Raw genomic sequence first — 15,620 nt, forward strand, 5'->3', positions numbered from 1 at the left:
GATGCCTTCCTTGGGCCGGTCGGGGCGGTACGGGACGGGGCGCTGCCCGGCGCCCCGTCAGTGGGTGCCGAGTTCCTCGTCGATGAGGCCGAAGAGCTGTTCGTCGGTGGCGGCGTCCAGCCCGTCGTCCGGGCCGGTGTCGTCGCGCAGTTCGGCGAGGAGCGCCGTCAACCGGGCCGCGGCGGCGGCCCGTTCGCCCGGTCCGGTGCCCTCCAGGGCGGCGGTGAGCCGGTCGAGCGCACCGTGCAGCGCCTCGGCGGGGGCGTCCGGCGTTCCGGGGACGTCGGGTGGCGCCGTGGACCCGGTGGGGGTCAGCCGGGTGTCGAGGTCCTGGGCGAGCGCCGCGGGGGTGGGGTGGTCGAAGACGAGGGTGGCGGGGAGCCGGAGTCCGGTCGCCTCGTCGAGGGCGTTGCGCAGCGCCACCGCGGTGAGCGAGTCGAAGCCGAGGTCGGTGAGGTGGCGTTCGGCGGGGACGGTGCGGGCGGCCTGTCCGGCGGGGTGGCCGAGGACGGTGGCGACGCGTTCCTGGACGAGGGTGAGCAGCGCGGCGGTGCGGCCGGGGGCGTCCAGTGCGGCCAGCCGGGCGCGGAGGGCGTCGGCGTCGGCGCCGTGCGGGGCGGGGCGGGCCGCGGCGGGCAGCAGGGCGCCCAGGAGCGGGGGTGGGCCGCCGGGGCGTTGCCGCAGGGCGGCGAGGTCGAAGCGGACGGCGGTCAGGGCGGGTTCGGTGGTGGCCAGGGCGGTGTCGAGGAGGGCCACGCCCTGGTCGGTGGGGAGCGGGAGCACGCCGGTGCGGCGGAGTTGGGCGGCGAGGTCGTCGCGGTCCAACTGCTCCTCGCGTTCGACGGTGCGCTCCCAGTAGCCCCAGGCGAGGGCGGTGGCGGGGAGCCCGGCGGCGTGCCGGTGGCGGGCCAGCCCGTCCAGCAGGGCGTTGGCGGCGGCGTAGTTGGCCTGGCCGGGCGCGCCGAGCACCCCGGCGAGGGAGGAGAAGAGGACGAAGCGGCGGAGCGGCAGATGGGCGGTGAGGTCGTGGAGGTGGAGCGCGGCGTCGGCCTTCGGCCGCAGCACCCGGGCGACGCGGTCGGCGTCGAGGGCGGCGAGTACCCCGTCGTCGAGGGCGGCGGCGGTGTGGACGACGGCGGTCAGCGGCCGGTCCCCGGGGACGGTGGCGAGGAGCCGGGCGAGGGCTTCCCGGTCCCCGGCGTCGCAGGCGGCGAGGGTGACGGTGGCCGCGCCGAGGTCGCGCAGGTCGCGGGCGAGGGCGGCGGCGCCGGGCGCGTCGGGGCCCCGGCGGCCGGTGAGGAGGAGGTGGCGGGCGCCGTGTGCGGTGACGAGGTGGCGGGCGACGAGGGAGCCGAGGACGCCGGTGCCGCCGGTGATCAGGACCGTGCCGTCGGGGTCGAGGGGCGCGTCGTCCGCCGGTGCCGGTGTCCCGGCGCGTTCCAGGCGGGGGACGAGGACGGTGCCGCGGCGCAGGGCGAGTTCGGGTTCGCCGGTGGCGACGGCCGCGGGCAGGGTGCGCGGCGCCGCGGGGTCCGCGTCGGTGTCGAGGAGGACGAGGCGGCCCGGGTGTTCCTGCTGGGCGGAGCGGACCAGGCCCCACAGGGCGGTGTGGGCGAGGTCGGGGACGGCGTCGCCGGGGGCGGCGGCCACGGCGCCGCGGGTGACGAGCACCAGCCGTCCGGTCAGGCGGGGGTCGGCCAGCCAGGTCCGGAGCAGGGTCAGCGCCGCGGTGGTGGCGGCGCGGGTCCGGTCGGCGAGGTCCCCGGTGGGCGGGGTGTCCTCGGGTCCGGGGAGCGCCGCCACGAGGACGTCGGGCGGCGCCTCACCCGCCGCCGTCGCGGTCTGCAGGTCGGCGAGCCGGTCGTGGTGGCGGGCGCCGGGGACGGGCGGGGCGGAGCCGAGGACGGCCCAGGTGCCGCCGCCCGGACCGGTGGCGGGCCGGGGGTGCCAGACGGTGCGGAACAGCGCGTCCCGGTGGGCGCCGCCGGATGCGGCGACGGCCGCCGGGTCGACGGGCCGCAGGGTGAGGGCGTCGGCGTGGAACACCGGGCGGCCGGTGCCGTCGGTGACGGTGACCGCGGCGGAGTCGGCGCCCTCGGGGGTGAGGGTGACGCGGAGCGCGGTGGCGCCGGGGGTGTGCAGACGGGCGCCGCGCCAGGCGAACGGGAGGCGCAGCCCGGGGCCGGTGAGCCCGAGCGGGTGGAGTGCCGCGTCGAGGAGGGCGGGGTGGAGCGCGAACCGTCCGGCGTCCGGGACGGCGTCGGGCAGTGCGACCTCGGCGTGGAGGGTGTCGCCGTCGCGCCAGGCGGCGGTCAGCCCGCGGAAGGCGGGCCCGTATCCGGCGCCGATGGTGTCGAGCCGGGCGTACAGCTCGTCGGGCGGTACGGGTACGGCGCCGGGTGGCGGCCAGGCGGTGGGGGCGGGGGCCGGGGCGGGGTGCCCGGCGGTGAGGGTGCCCTTGGCGTGCCGGGTCCAGGGGGTGTCGGGGGCGTCGCCGGGGGCGGCGTGGACGGTGACGGTGCGGTCGCCGGTGGCCGGGTCGGGGGCGTCGACGGCGAGGTGCAGGCGGACGGGTTCCTGCTCGGGGAGGAAGAGCGGGGCTTCCAGGAGGAGTTCGGCGATCTCGGGGCAGCCGGTCTCCTGCCCGGCACGGAGCAGCAGTTCGACGAAGGCGGTGCCGGGGAGGAGGACGGCGCCGCCGACCGCGTGATCGACCAGCCACGGCTGCGCCGCGAGGGAGATCCGGCCGGTGAGGACGGTGCCGCCGGTGCCGGGCAGCTGGACGGCGGCGCCCAGCAGCGGGTGGTCCACCCCGCCGACGCCGAGGTGGGCGGGGTCCCCGGCGGTGGTGGCGGGCGGCACCGGCCAGAACCGTTCGTGCCGGAAGGCGTAGGTCGGCAGGGCGGTCCGGGCTTCCCGGGTCTGCCGGGGGTCGGCGCCGAGGACGGCGGGCCAGTCCAGGTCCACGCCGTGGACGTACGCCTGCGCCAGCGACCGGGCGAAGTCGTCGGCGCCGCCCTCGTCGCGGCGGAGCGACTCCAGGACCACGCAGCCGTGTCCGGCGTCGTCCGCGATCTGTGTCACCGCCGCGGTGAGGACGGGGCGCGGGCTGACCTCGACGAAGGCGCGGACGCCGTGGTCCAGGAGGTGGGTGACGGCGCCCTGGAAGTCGACGGTCTCCCGGAGGTTGCGGTACCAGTACGAGCCGTCCAGCGCCGCCGGGTCCACCGGGCCGCCGGTCACCGTCGACCAGAACAGTGTGCCGTTGCCGGGCAGCGGCGTCAGGTCGGCGAGGGCGGTACGCAGCCGGTCCTCCACCTCCGCCACATGGGCGGAGTGTCCGGCGCGCTCCGCCGGGATGCGGCGGACGCGGACGCCGTCGGCGGCGAGCCGGTCGAGGACCGCCTCGACGGCGGCGACCTCACCGGAGATCGTGGTGGCGGCCGGGGAGTTGACCGCGGCGACGGTGACCCGGCCGTCCCAGGCGGCGATCCGTTCCTCGACGGCGGCGCGGCCGAGCAGCACGGAGGCCATCGCGCCGGGCGTGGTGAGGGCGTTGAGGCAGGCGGCGCGCAGCGCGACGATCTTCGCCGCGTCGTCCAGGCTCAGCGCCCCGGCGACATACGCGGCGGCGATCTCGCCCTGCGAGTGTCCGACGACCGCCGCCGGGGTGACCCCGCAGCGGCGCCACAGTGCGGCGATGCCCGTCATGACGGTGAAGAGCGCGGGCTGTACCACCGCCAGATCGTCGTAGGCGGCCGGGTCGTCGGTCTCGCCCTTCAGGAAGGCCGTCAGCGGTACGTCCAGGTAGGGGGCGAAGGCCCGCTCGCAGCGGGCGACCCAGTCGGCGAACTCCGGCACGGTGCGCAGGAGTCCGGCGCCCATGCCGATCCACTGGGAGCCCTGGCCGGGGAAGACCAGTGCGACGCCCTCGCCGGGGTTCTCCGGGACGGTGCCGGTGACGGTGGCGGGGTGCTCGACCCCGGCGGCGAGCGCGTCGAACGCCGCGGCGGCGGCCGTCCGGTCGGCGGCCCGCACCACGGCCCGCTGCGCGAATCCGGTGCGCCCGGCGAGCGCGCCCGCCACCGCCGCGTCCGGCAGCTCCGCCGTCCGGTCGGTGCGCAGGAACTCCGCGAGCCGTCCGGCCTGGGCACGCAGTGCGGCGTCCCCGCGTCCGGAGACCGGCCACAGCAGCGGCGCCACGGGCCGGGGCGCGGCCGTCGCGTCGGTGTCCGGGCCGGGCTCGGCGGGCGGCGCCTGCTCGACGATCACATGGGCGTTGGTGCCGCTGACGCCGAAGGAGGAGACGCCCGCCCGGCGGGGGCGGTCCACGTCCGGCCAGGGCACCGCCTCCCGGACGACCTCCACGGCGCCCTCGGCCCAGTCCACATGGGTGGACGCCGGCGCGACATGGAGGGACGCCGGGACGGTCCCGTGCTCCATCGCCAGCAGCGCCTTCATCACCCCGGCGACGCCCGCAGCCGCCTGGGTGTGCCCGATGTTCGACTTCACCGAACCGAGCAGCAACGGCGGAGCATCCGACGGGCGCTGGCCGTACGTGGCGAGCAGCGCCTGCGCCTCGATCGGATCACCCAACGCCGTACCCGTCCCGTGAGCCTCGACCACGTCCACGTCCGACGCCGACAGGCCCGCCGACGCCAGCGCCTGACGGATCACCCGCTGCTGCGCCGGACCACTCGGCGCCGTCAAACCGTTCGACGCACCGTCCTGATTCACCGCCGAACCCCGCACCACCCCCAGAATCCGACGACCCGCGCGCACCGCGTCCGACAGCCGCTCCAGGACCAGGACGCCCACGCCCTCGCTGAGGGAGGTGCCGTCGGCGGCGTCGGCGAAGGGCTTGCAGTGGCCCTCGGGCGAGAGGGCGCGCTGACGGCTGAACTCGATGAAGACGGTGGGGGTGGGCATCACGGTGACGCCCCCGGCCAGCGCCAGCGTGCACTCGCCGCGGCGCAGCGCCTGCGCCGCCAGATGGAGCGTCACCAGCGACGACGAGCACGCCGTGTCGAGGGCGAGGGTCGGGCCCTCAAGACCGAGGACGTAGGCGAGGCGTCCGGCCGCGACGCTGGAGGTGGTGCCGAGGTCGAAGTACCCCTCGACCTGGTCGAACACCGGCTGGAGGAGGAGGGAGTAGTTGGACGGGAAGGCGCCGGTGAAGACGCCGGTGCGGCTGCCCTTCACCGTGGCCGGGTCGAGTCCGGCGCGCTCCAGCGCCTCCCACGACGTCTCAAGGAGCAGCCGCTGGATCGGGTCCATCGCCAGCGCCTCGCGGGGCGAGATGCCGAAGAACGCGGCGTCGAAACCGGTGGTGGCGTCGAGGAAGCCGCCCTCGCGGACATAGCTGGTGCCGGGGTGTTCCGGGTCCGGGTCGTACAGCGCGTCCAGGTCCCAGCCGCGGTCGTCGGGGAACGGGCCCTGGACGCGGCCCTCGGCGGCGACCACGTCCCAGAGGTCTTCGGGCGAGTCGATGCCGCCGGGGTAGTGGCAGGCCATGCCGACGACGGCGATCGGCTCGTCGGCGGCGTCCCGCAACCGCTGGTTCTCCCGGCGCAGTTGCCGTGCCTCGGTCAGGGACGCTCGGAGCGCCTCGACGACCTTGGCGTCGGGGGCGTGCGGCGGGCGCGGCGCGCCGGGGGTGTCGGGGGTTTCCATCACGAACCTCGTTGTTGCCGTGGCGTCAGGAGTGGTCGTCGAGCGCGAGCCGGATCAGGGCGTCCACGTCCATCGCGGCGATGTCGGCGGTGTCGCCGGGGCGCGGGGCGGTGGCGGGTGCGGCCGGGGGTGCCGGTTGCGGGGCGGGGGCGTCCGGGAGCAGCCGGGTGCGGAGGTATCCGGCGATGTCGGCGGGGGTGGGGTGGTCGAAGACCAGGGTGGAGGGCAGCCGCAGGCCGGTGGCGCGGGAGAGGCGGTTGCGGAGTTCGACGGTGGCGAGGGAGTCGAAGCCGAGGTCGCCCAGGCGGCGGTCGGGCGCCGCGTCCCGGTCCTGGGCGCCGAGCACCGCACGGACCTCCGCCTGCACCAACCGGCGCAGGAGGCGGTCGCGTTCGGCCGGGTCGGCGGCGCGCAGCCGCCGGGTGAGGCCGTCCGGCTCCGCGTCGGTCCGTGCGGGGGCGGCGCGGCGCGGGGCGGCGGGTGCGGCGGCGCGCAGCAGGGCGGGCGGTTCGGCGCCGGGGGTGTGCGCGGTGAGCGGGACGGGGGCCAGCAGGGGTTCGGCGGTGGCCGCCGCGGTGTCGAAGAGGGCGAGGCCCTGTGCGGTGGTGAGGGTGCCGATGCCGAGGCGGGCGAGGCGGTCGGTGCGGCTGCCCTGGTCGAGGTGGCGGGTGAGTCCGGTCGTCTCGTCCCACAGGCTCCAGGCGAGGGAGGTGGCGGGCAGTCCGTGGGCGGCGCGGTGGGCGGCGAGGGCGTCGAGGAAGGTGTTGGCGGCGGCGTAGTTGGCCTGCCCGGCGGTGCCCAGGAGGCCCGAGGCGGACGAGTACAGGGCGAACAGCGCCAGGTCGTGGCCGCGGGTGAGGTCGTGGAGGTGCCAGGCGGCCCGCACCTTGGGGGCGAGGACGCGGATGGTGCGCTCGGCGGTGAGGGAGGGGAGGACGCCGTCGTCGAGGACTCCGGCGGCGTGGACGACGGCGGTGAGCGGGTGGGCGGCGGGCACGCCGTCGATGAGCGCGGCGAGGGCGGCGCGGTCGGTGGTGTCGCAGGCGGCGACGGTCACCTCGGCGCCGAGGGCGGTCAGTTCGGCCGCCAGCTCGGTGGCGCCCGGCGCGTCGGGTCCGCGGCGTCCGGCGAGGAGGACATGGGCGGGGCGGTGGCGGCGTACCAGGTGGCGGGCGAGGGCGCCGCCGAGGGTGCCGGTCCCGCCGGTGATCAGCAGGGTGCCGTCCGGGTCGAGGGCGGGCGCGGCGCTCCCCGCCGTCCGTCCGGGTGCGCCGCCGTCCGTGGGTCGGTACGGCGTGAGGCGGAGCCGGGCGGCGCGTCCGGCGCGCAGGGTGAGCTGGGGTTCGTCGGCGTCGCGGGCGGCGGCCAGGGCGGCGGGCAGGGCGCGGCGGGAGGCGTCGGTGCCGTCGGTGTCCACCAGGAGGAACCGGCCCGGGTTCTCGCTCTGCGCCGACCGCACCAGGCCCCACAGGGGCGCCGCCGCCAGGTCGGTGACGTCCTCCCCCGGTGTGGCGGCGACGGCTCCGGAGGTGACGATCACCAGGCGGGAGGCGGCGCAGCGGTCGTCGGCGAGCCACTGCTGGAGGGTGGCCAGGAGCGTGGTGGTGGCGGTCTCGGCGGCGCCGGGCAGGTCCGGGCCCGACGGTCCGGCGCACGGCAGCAGGACGGTGTCGGGCACCGGCTCCCCGGCGTCGAGGCGGGCGCGGAGCGCCGCGAGTCCGGTGTGGACGGTGGGGCCCGGCGGGCAGTCGGCGGGGTCGGTGCCGAGCACCGCCCAGGTGGCGTCGGGTCCGGTCGCGGCGGGGAGGTCCCAGGGCTGCCAGACGGGGCGGTGCAGGGCGCGGCCGTCGGCGGCGGGGCGGAGCCGGTCGGCGGGGACGGGCCGGGTCACCAGGGAGCGGGCGGTGGCGACGGGGGCGCCGGTGGGGTCGGTCAGGTCGACGGCGACGGTGCCGGGGCCCTGCGGGGTCAGCCGGACCCGCAGCCGGTCGGCGCCGGTGGCGTGGCTGCGGACGCCGCTCCAGGTGAACGGCAGCCAGGGCCCGTCGGCGGAATCGTCGAGCCCGCCGTTCAGCAGCATCGGGTGGACCGCCGCGTCCAGGAGGGCCGGGTGGAGCGCGAACCGTCCGGCGTCCGGCACGGCGTCGGGCAGTGCGACCTCGGCGAGGAGGGCGTCGCCGTGGCGCCAGACGGCGGTCAGTCCGCGGAAGGCGGGCCCGTAGCCGAAGCCGCGGGCGGCGGTCCGGTCGTGGAAGTCGTCGAGCGGCACGGGGCGGGCGTCGGCCGGGGGCCAGGGGGCGGGGTCGGCCCCGTCCGGCGCGGGCTCCTCGGCGGTGAGGGTGCCCGTGGCGTGCCGGGTCCAGGGGGCGTCGGGGTCGTCCGCGGGGCGGGCGTGGACGGTGACGGGGCGGTCGCCGGTGGCCGCGTCGGGGGCGTCCACGGCGACCTGGAGGTGGAGGGCGCCGCGCTCGGGGAGGAAGAGCGGGGCTTCCAGGACGAGTTCGGCGATCTCGGGGCAGCCGGTCTCCTGCCCGGCACGTAGCAGCAGTTCGACGAAGGCGGTGCCGGGGAGCAGGACGGCGCCGCCGACCGCGTGATCGGCCAGCCACGGCTGCGCGGCCAGGGAGATCCGGCCGGTCAGCACGGTGCCGCCGGTGGCGGGCAGTTCGACGGCCGCGCCCAGGAAGGGGTGGTCCGCGGCGGTGACGCCGAGGGCTTCCGGGGCGCCGCGGCCGTGGGACGGGGCGGGCCAGAACCGTTCGTGCCGGAAGGCGTAGGTGGGCAGGGCGGTGCGCAGGGTCCGGGCGTGGGCCGGGTCGGCGCCGAGGACGGCGGACCAGTCCAGGTCCACGCCGCGGACGTACGCCCGCGCCAGCGACCGGGCCAGCCGGTCCGCGCCGCCGTCGCCGCGCCGCAGCGTCTCCAGCACCACGCCCTCGTGCCCGCGCTCCTCCAGGATCCGGTCGACCGCCATCGTCAGCACGGGGTGGGCCGCCGCCTCGACGAAGACCCGGAAGCCGCGGTCGAGGAGGTGGCTGACGGCGCCCTGGAAGTCGACGGTCTCCCGGAGGTTGCGGTACCAGTACGAGCCGTCCAGCTCCGCCGGGTCCACCGGGCCGCCGGTCACCGTCGAGCAGAACAGCGTGCCGTCGCCGGGCAGCGGGGTGATGTCCGCGAGGAGGGTGTGCAGCCGGTCGGCCAGGATCTCGGTCTGGGCGGAGTGCGAGGCGTAGTCGATGGGGATGCGGCGGGCCCAGATGCCGTCGGCGGCCATCCGGTCGAGGAACTCCGTCACCGCGGCGGCGTCGCCCGACACGGCGGTGGCGGACGGGGAGTTGACGGCGGCGACGGTGAGGGCGCCGTCCCAGTCGGCGATCCTCGCGGCGGTCTCGGCGCGGCCCAGCATCACCGTGGCCATCGCGCCGCGCCCGGCCAGCTCGGTGAGGAGTCCGGCGCGCAGTGCGACGATCTTCGCCGCGTCGTCCAGGGTCAGCGCCCCGGCGACATGGGCGGCGGCGATCTCGCCCTGGGAGTGTCCGACGACCGCCGCCGGGGTCACCCCGTGGTGCCGCCACAGTGCGGCGAGGCCCGTCATGACGGTGAAGAGCGCGGGCTGCACCACCGCGTCGCCCTGGTCGAGGGAGACGGTGCTGTCCTCGTCGCGGAGCAGGGCGGTCAGCGACCAGTCCAGGTAGGGGGCGAAGGCCCGCTCGCAGCGGGCGACCCAGTCGGCGAACACCGGTGAGGCGTCGAGGAGTTCCCGCCCCATGCCCGCCCATTGGGAGCCCTGGCCGGGGAAGACCAGCACGGTGCCGCCGGTGGCGGCGCCCGCCGGGGCGGTGCCGGTGACGACGGAGTCCGGCTCCGCGCCGGTGGCGAGCGCCGCCAGCGCGGTGGCGGCGCCCGTCCGGTCGGCGGCGAGCGCCACCGCCCGCCGCTCGAACCCGGTCCGTCCGGCGAGGGCGGCGGCCACCGCCGCGTCGGGCGCCCCGTCGTCGCCCCGCAGATACTCCGCCGTCCGTCCGGCCTGGGCGCGCAGTGCGGCGTCCCCGCGGCCGGAGACCGGCCACAGCAGCGGACCGGCGGCGCCGCGCGGGGCCGGAGCCGGTTCCCGTTCCACCGCGGGCGGTGCCTGCTCGACGATCACATGGACGTTGGTGCCGCTCATGCCGAAGGAGGAGACCCCGGCGCGGCGTGGCCGCCCGGTCGGCGGCCAGGGCGCGGCCTCCCGGACGACCTCCACGGCACCGGCCGTCCAGTCGACGTGCGAGGAGACCGCGTCGACATGGAGCGAGGCGGGGACGGTCCCGTGCTCCAGGGCGAGCACGGACTTGATGACTCCGGCGACGCCCGCGGCCGCCTGGGTGTGCCCGATGTTCGACTTCACCGAACCGAGCAGCAAGGGAGGCGCATCCGACGGCCGTTGTCCGTACGTGGCGAGCAGCGCCTGCGCCTCGATCGGGTCACCCAACGGCGTCCCCGTCCCATGGGCCTCGACCATGTCCACGTCCGACGCCGACAGGCCCGCCGACGCCAGCGCCTGACGGATCACCCGCTGCTGCGCCGGACCACTCGGCGCCGTCAGACCGTTCGACGCACCGTCCTGATTCACCGCCGAACCCCGCACCACACCCAGAATCCGGCGACCCGCGCGGAGCGCGTCCGACAGCCGCTCCAGGACGAGCATGCCCACGCCCTCGGCGGGACCGAAGCCGTCGGCGCCGTCGGCGAAGGCGCGGCAGCGGCCGTCCGGGGAGAGGGCGCGCTGACGGCTGAAGCCCTGGTGGACGCTGGGCCCGGAGAGGACCGTCGCACCCCCGGCCAGCGCCAGCGCGCACTCGCCCTGGCGGAGCGCCTGCGCCGCCAGATGGAGCGTCACCAGCGACGACGAGCACGCCGTGTCGACGGTCAGCGCCGCGCCCTCCAGCCCGAGCGCGTAGGAGATACGCCCGGAGGCGACGCTGTGGTGGGTGCCGGTCGTGTAGTACATGTCGCTGTCGGGGACCGGCCGGGCGGTCAGCGCGTGGTCGAAGTCGGCGACCCCGGCGTAGACCGCGGTGGGCGAGCCGCGCAGCGCCGCGGGGTCGATCCCGGCGCGCTCCAGCGCCTCCCACGACGTCTCCAGCAGCAGCCGTTGCTGCGGGTCCATGACCAGCGCCTCGCGGGGCGAGATGCCGAAGAACGCGGCGTCGAACTCCGCGGCGCGGTCGAGGAAACCGCCCCCGCGGACATAGCTGGTGCCCGACCGGTCGGGGTCCGGGTCGTAGAGCGCGTCCAGGTCCCAGCCGCGGTCGGTGGGGAGCGGGCCGATGGCGTCGTCCCCGGCGGCGAGCAGCCGCCAGAGGTCTTCGGGCGAGTCGACGCCACCGGCGAAGTGGCAGGCCATCCCGACGATGACGACGGGGTCGTCGTCGGCGGCGGGCCCGGTCGGTTCCGCGGCGGGGGCATCGGCCGGAGCGGTGTCCGACGGGGCGTCCGCGGGCGGCGCGGAGTCCGCCGTCCGCAGGGTGTCGAGGAAGGCGGCGAGCGCCACCGGGGTGGGGTGGTCGAAGACCAGGGTGGACGGCAGGCGCAGCCCGCTCCCGGCGCCGAGCCGGTCGCGCAGGTCGACCGCGGTGAGGGAGTCGATCCCCAGGTCGAGGAAGGGCACCTCGGACGCGTCCTCCGGCACCGGGTATCCGAGCAGCTCCGCCAGGTGCGCGCGGACCACGCCGAGCAGCACCCGGCGCCGTTCCCCGCCGGGGCGGTCGGCGGCAGGCCAGGCGGGTGCCGAAGTCGATTCCATGGGAAACGCGCCTCCAAATGAATCCGCGCGGTACCACGTGCCGGTCTCACACGGGCAGCGGAAAAGCGTCAACGACGCCCGGAACAATTCCGCACCGCGGCGTTCCGGACGACCGGTTCATTTGATACGCCGCAGCTCACGGGGAACGCAAGCGACGATCTCGGGGAACGGGACACACAAACGGCCGGGTGCCGTACCGTACGGAAGCGCGCCACCCCTACACTCTCCCGCATCCCCGCACGTCAGGAACTCATACCGGACGGCCTGTCGGCAACATCCCGCCCGCCCTGCACCCCGCGCGGCACCTTTAGAGCGGCTTTAGAATCACTTCAGAAACACGGCCTTTGATTGACAGGGAACGCCGCGGCGTCTTTTGCTGAGAACACCTCTCCCCGTGACGGGCGGAATGCGGCGCAGAAATGCACCGCAGGAATTCTCCGCCCGTTCTCTCTCTTCTCCAGAGGCTGGTCGTGAACATGAGCGGAATACCTCCCGGGGCGCCCGGACGCGCCGCCGTACTGTGCGGTGTGGGCGGTCGGCTGCCCGAACGGGTCGTCAGCAACGCGGAACTCTCCGCGCGGCTGGAGACCACCGACGAGTGGATCACCACCCGCACCGGCATCCGCAACCGCCGCGCCGCGGCCCCCGGTGAGGCCACCTCCGACCTGGCCGTCGCGGCCGGACGGCGGGCGCTGGACGCGGCGGGCGGCGAACCGGCGGACACCGTCCTGGTCGCCACCGTCACCCCCGACCGCCGCTGCCCGGCCACCGCTCCCCTGGTGGCCGCCCGGCTCGGGCTGACGGGCGCCGCCGCCTTCGACGTGTCGGCGGTCTGCACCGGCTTCCTCTACGGGCTCGCCACCGCCGCCGGGCTGATCGCCGCGGGCGTCTCCACCCGCGTTCTGCTGATCGGCGCGGACGTCTACTCGTCCGTCGTCGACCCGACCGACCGCACCAACGCCATCATCTTCGGCGACGGCGCCGGGGCGGTCGTCCTGCGTGCCGGTTCGCCCGACGAGCCGGGCGCGGTGGGCCACTTCGACCTCGGCAGCGACGGCGGCGCGGAGGAGGCCATCCTCATCGCGGCGGGCGGCTCCCGCAGCCCCCTCACGGCGCAGACCCCGCGCGCCGACCGGCACTTCGCGATGCGCGGCAAGGAGGTCTACCGCCAGGCGGTGACCCGGATGACCGCGTCCGCGCGGACCACCCTCGCCGCCGCCGGATGGCACCCCGACGACGTCGACCACCTCGTCGCCCACCAGGCCAATCTGCGCATCCTGCACTCCGTGGCGGACGGGCTCGGCGTCGCCCGGGAGCGGTGCGCCCGGCACCTCGTCGACGTCGGCAACACCGGCGCCGCCTCCATCCCGCTGGCCCTCGACGACGCCCACGCCACCGGTGCGCTGACACCGGGCGCCCGGGTGCTGCTCACCGGCTTCGGTGGCGGCCTCACCTGGGGCTCGTGCGCACTGCGCTGGCCCGACCTCAGCCCCGCGACCGACCGGTGACCGACCGGCGGAAAGGACCGGCGATGACCCACGCCACGTACGACCGACTGACCGCCCTCCTGGGCGAGTTCCACGACGCCCCGGCCGAGGCGCTGACCCCGGAGGCAACCTTCGTCGAGCTGGGCGTCGACTCGCTGACGATGGTCGAGATCGCGCTGCGCATCGAGCGGACCCTCGGCATCGAGGTCGGCGACGACGAACTCACCGAGGACCTGACGCTGGCACAGACCGTGCGGCTGATCGACGCCAAACTCCCCGCCGACGCCGCCTGACCCCCCTCCCCCGCCACCTCCCAGGAGCCCCCATGCAGATCACCCCGCAGGCCGGAAAGCAGCTCGGCGTCACCGTCGAGGGCTTCGACCACACCACCGCCTCCGAGGCGGCCGTCGCACGCGTCCTGTCCGCCGTCTACGAGCACAAGATCGTCGTGCTGAAGGGGCAGCACCTCTCCCCGCAGTCCTTCCACGACCTGGGCTCCCGGTTCGGCCGCCCCGAGGCGTACTACGAGCCGATGTACCACCACCCCGACAACCCCGACATCTTCGTCTCGTCGAACGTGCCGGAGAACGGCAAGCAGATCGGCGTCCCCAAGACCGGCAAGTTCTGGCACGCCGACTACCAGTTCATGCCGGACCCGTTCGGCATCACCCTCATCCACCCCCAGGTCGTCCCGGAGAAGAACCGCGGCACCTACTTCCTCGACATGGGCGCCGCCTACCGGCGGCTGCCCGACGAGCTGAAGCAGGCGGTGGCGGGCACCAACGGGCGGCACAGCGTCCGCAAGTACTTCAAGATCCGCCCGTCGGACGTCTACCGCCCGATCTCGGAGATCATCGAGGAGGTCGAGCGGAAGACCCCCGCGGTGCTCCACCCCACGACCTTCACCCACCCCATGACCGGCGAGACCGTCCTCTACCTCAGCGAGGGCTTCACCGTCGGTCTGGAGGACGCCGACGGCACCCCGCTCGACGACGCGCTCCTGGCCCGGCTGTTCAAGGAGACCGGCCAGCTCGACGAGGAGCTGACGCACGAGGCCCTCCACCTCCAGGAGTTCGGCAAGGGCGACCTGCTGATCTGGGACAACCGCAGCCTCATCCACCGCGCCCGCCACACCACCACCCCCGAGCCGACCGTCTCGCACCGCGTCACCGTCCACGACGCCCGCCCGCTGTACGAGACGGCGGCCGCGTGAGCGCCACCGGCACAGCCGAACCGGACCTGCTGACCCGGGTGCTCGCCCCCTACAAGGCGCACTGCACCTATCTGCGGTCGGCGGAGGTCACCGCGGACGACGGGACACTCACCGCCCGCGGCGAGTTCGCCATCCCCGAGTCCTGCTACATCGACGACACCGGGCACCTCAACTCCGTCGAGGTCAACATCTGCTACAACCAGCTGATGTACTACGCCCTCGCGGTCGCGGTGCGGGACCGGCTGCTGCCGCAGTTCGCGGAGTGGACGATGGCGGACTACTGGAAGCGGCAGCTCCCCGACATCCTCATCGTCCGCTTCGAGAGCCGCTTCCCCCGGCCGGTCGACCCGCGCGCCTTCCAGGGAGAATTCACCCTGAAGCGGCTGACCCGGCGCACCCCCCGCGGCGGCACCCCGCTCCTGATCGCCGAAACCACCCACCGCTACCACGACGCACACGGCGGCCGGTGCCAGGGCGAGGCCACCCTCGCCCTGACCCGACTGCCCTGACCCGCGGGCGGCCGTCCCCGGCGGGCGGCCGCCGCGGCGGCGCGTCCCAGGAAGGTCCCCCGTGCCGCACCCGCCCTCCCCCCGCACCGCGCCGACCGGTCCGTGGATCCGCCGCTTCGGCGCCGCCGACGGCGCCGTACCCCTGGTGTGCTTCCCGCACGCCGGTGGCTCGGCCGGCTCCTACCTGCCGCTGGCCAAGCAGCTGACGCCGCATGTCGAGACCTGGGCGGTGCAGTACCCCGGGCGCCAGGAGCGGTACCGCGAGACGCCGTTCACCGAGGTCACCGCGCTCGCCGACGCCGCCTTCACCGCCCTGCGCCCGCATCTCACCGGGCCCTACGCCTTCTTCGGGCACAGCATGGGCGCCCTCGTCGCGTTCGAGGTGGCCCGCCGGTGCGAGGCGGAGACGGGCCACGGGCCGGTGCGGCTCTTCGCCTCCGCGCGCCGGGCGCCGTCCGTACCGCACCGCGGCGCCACCGGATGGCGGGACGACGACGCGCTCGTCGCGGAACTGGAGCGGCTGGGCGGCACCATCCCCGGCGCCCTGGACGATCCCGATCTGCGCGCCATGGTGCTGCCGGTGCTGCGCGCCGACTACCGGGCCGTGGAGGGGTACGTCTGCGCCGCCGGGGCGACGGTCGGCTGCCCGCTGACCGTGCTGTGCGGCGACAGGGACCCGGTCGTCACGGTCGCCGAGACCGACGCCTGGCGCCCGCACACCACCGGCGCGTTCGACGTCACGGTGCACCCGGGCGGCCACTTCTACCTCGACGCCCGCGCGGCCGAGGTCGCCGCCGGGATCATCGGTGCGCTGACCGGCCCAACACAGCGGCTCTGACCCCCGGTTGGCGGGGCTCACGGTGCGCCCCTCCAACTGGGGGTGCCTCCCGCGCACACCCTTCGGCATCCTCGTCCGCGATGGCCGACAACCAAGGAGAACGACGGTGATCAGT

Annotated in this window: 7 protein-coding genes; 5 read left to right on the forward strand and 2 right to left on the reverse strand. The window is 76.1% G+C overall.

Features of this window, described 5'->3' with window-relative positions; translation table 11 throughout:
* Window positions 1-57 precede the first annotated feature (57 nt).
* Window positions 58-5,676 carry a type I polyketide synthase gene (locus IF23_RS0103950; RefSeq protein ID WP_425423793.1) on the reverse strand — a complete coding sequence of 1,873 codons (5,619 nt, stop codon included), beginning with the start codon at window positions 5,674-5,676 and terminating at the stop codon, window positions 58-60.
* A gap of 22 nt (window positions 5,677-5,698) precedes the next feature.
* Window positions 5,699-11,395, reverse strand: coding sequence for a type I polyketide synthase (locus tag IF23_RS0103955; RefSeq protein WP_051739176.1), 5,697 nt, complete (start codon window positions 11,393-11,395; stop codon window positions 5,699-5,701).
* 539 nt (window positions 11,396-11,934) lie between these two features.
* Here IF23_RS0103955 and IF23_RS0103960 point away from each other — a divergent pair.
* The 5 genes from IF23_RS0103960 (at window position 11,935) to IF23_RS0103980 (ending at window position 15,505) form a co-directional block, all read left to right on the forward strand.
* The gene (locus IF23_RS0103960; protein ID WP_030279776.1) at window positions 11,935-12,966 is read left to right on the forward strand and encodes a beta-ketoacyl-ACP synthase III; all 1,032 of its coding nucleotides are present in this window, start codon (window positions 11,935-11,937) and stop codon (window positions 12,964-12,966) included.
* A gap of 23 nt (window positions 12,967-12,989) precedes the next feature.
* Window positions 12,990-13,238, forward strand: a complete 249-nt coding sequence (locus IF23_RS0103965) for an acyl carrier protein (protein WP_030279778.1) — start codon at window positions 12,990-12,992, stop codon at window positions 13,236-13,238.
* Between the two features lie 32 nt (window positions 13,239-13,270).
* A complete protein-coding gene (scoE, locus tag IF23_RS0103970; protein ID WP_030279780.1) occupies window positions 13,271-14,158 on the forward strand; it encodes a (3R)-3-[(carboxymethyl)amino]fatty acid oxygenase/decarboxylase in 888 nt (295 codons plus the stop codon).
* A complete protein-coding gene (scoD, locus tag IF23_RS0103975; RefSeq protein WP_030279782.1) occupies window positions 14,155-14,667 on the forward strand; it encodes a (2E)-enoyl-ACP glycyltransferase in 513 nt (170 codons plus the stop codon). Before scoE ends, scoD begins: the two co-directional genes overlap by 4 nt.
* A 61-nt stretch (window positions 14,668-14,728) precedes the next feature.
* Window positions 14,729-15,505, forward strand: coding sequence for a thioesterase II family protein (locus tag IF23_RS0103980; protein WP_051739177.1), 777 nt, complete (start codon window positions 14,729-14,731; stop codon window positions 15,503-15,505).
* The last annotated feature ends 115 nt before the right edge of the window (window positions 15,506-15,620 follow it).

The organism is Streptomyces catenulae (assembly GCF_000718015.1).
GTDB classification, from domain to species: domain Bacteria; phylum Actinomycetota; class Actinomycetes; order Streptomycetales; family Streptomycetaceae; genus Streptomyces; species Streptomyces catenulae.

Bases quoted from the DNA above. Each gene is read 5' to 3' on its own strand.
- scoE (WP_030279780.1), top strand. From the start codon at position 13,271: ATGCAGATCACCCCGCAGGCCGGAAAGCAGCTCGGCGTCACCGTCGAG.
- IF23_RS0103965 (WP_030279778.1), top strand. From the start codon at position 12,990: ATGACCCACGCCACGTACGACCGACTGACCGCCCTCCTGGGCGAGTTC.
- IF23_RS0103960 (WP_030279776.1), top strand. From the start codon at position 11,935: ATGAGCGGAATACCTCCCGGGGCGCCCGGACGCGCCGCCGTACTGTGC.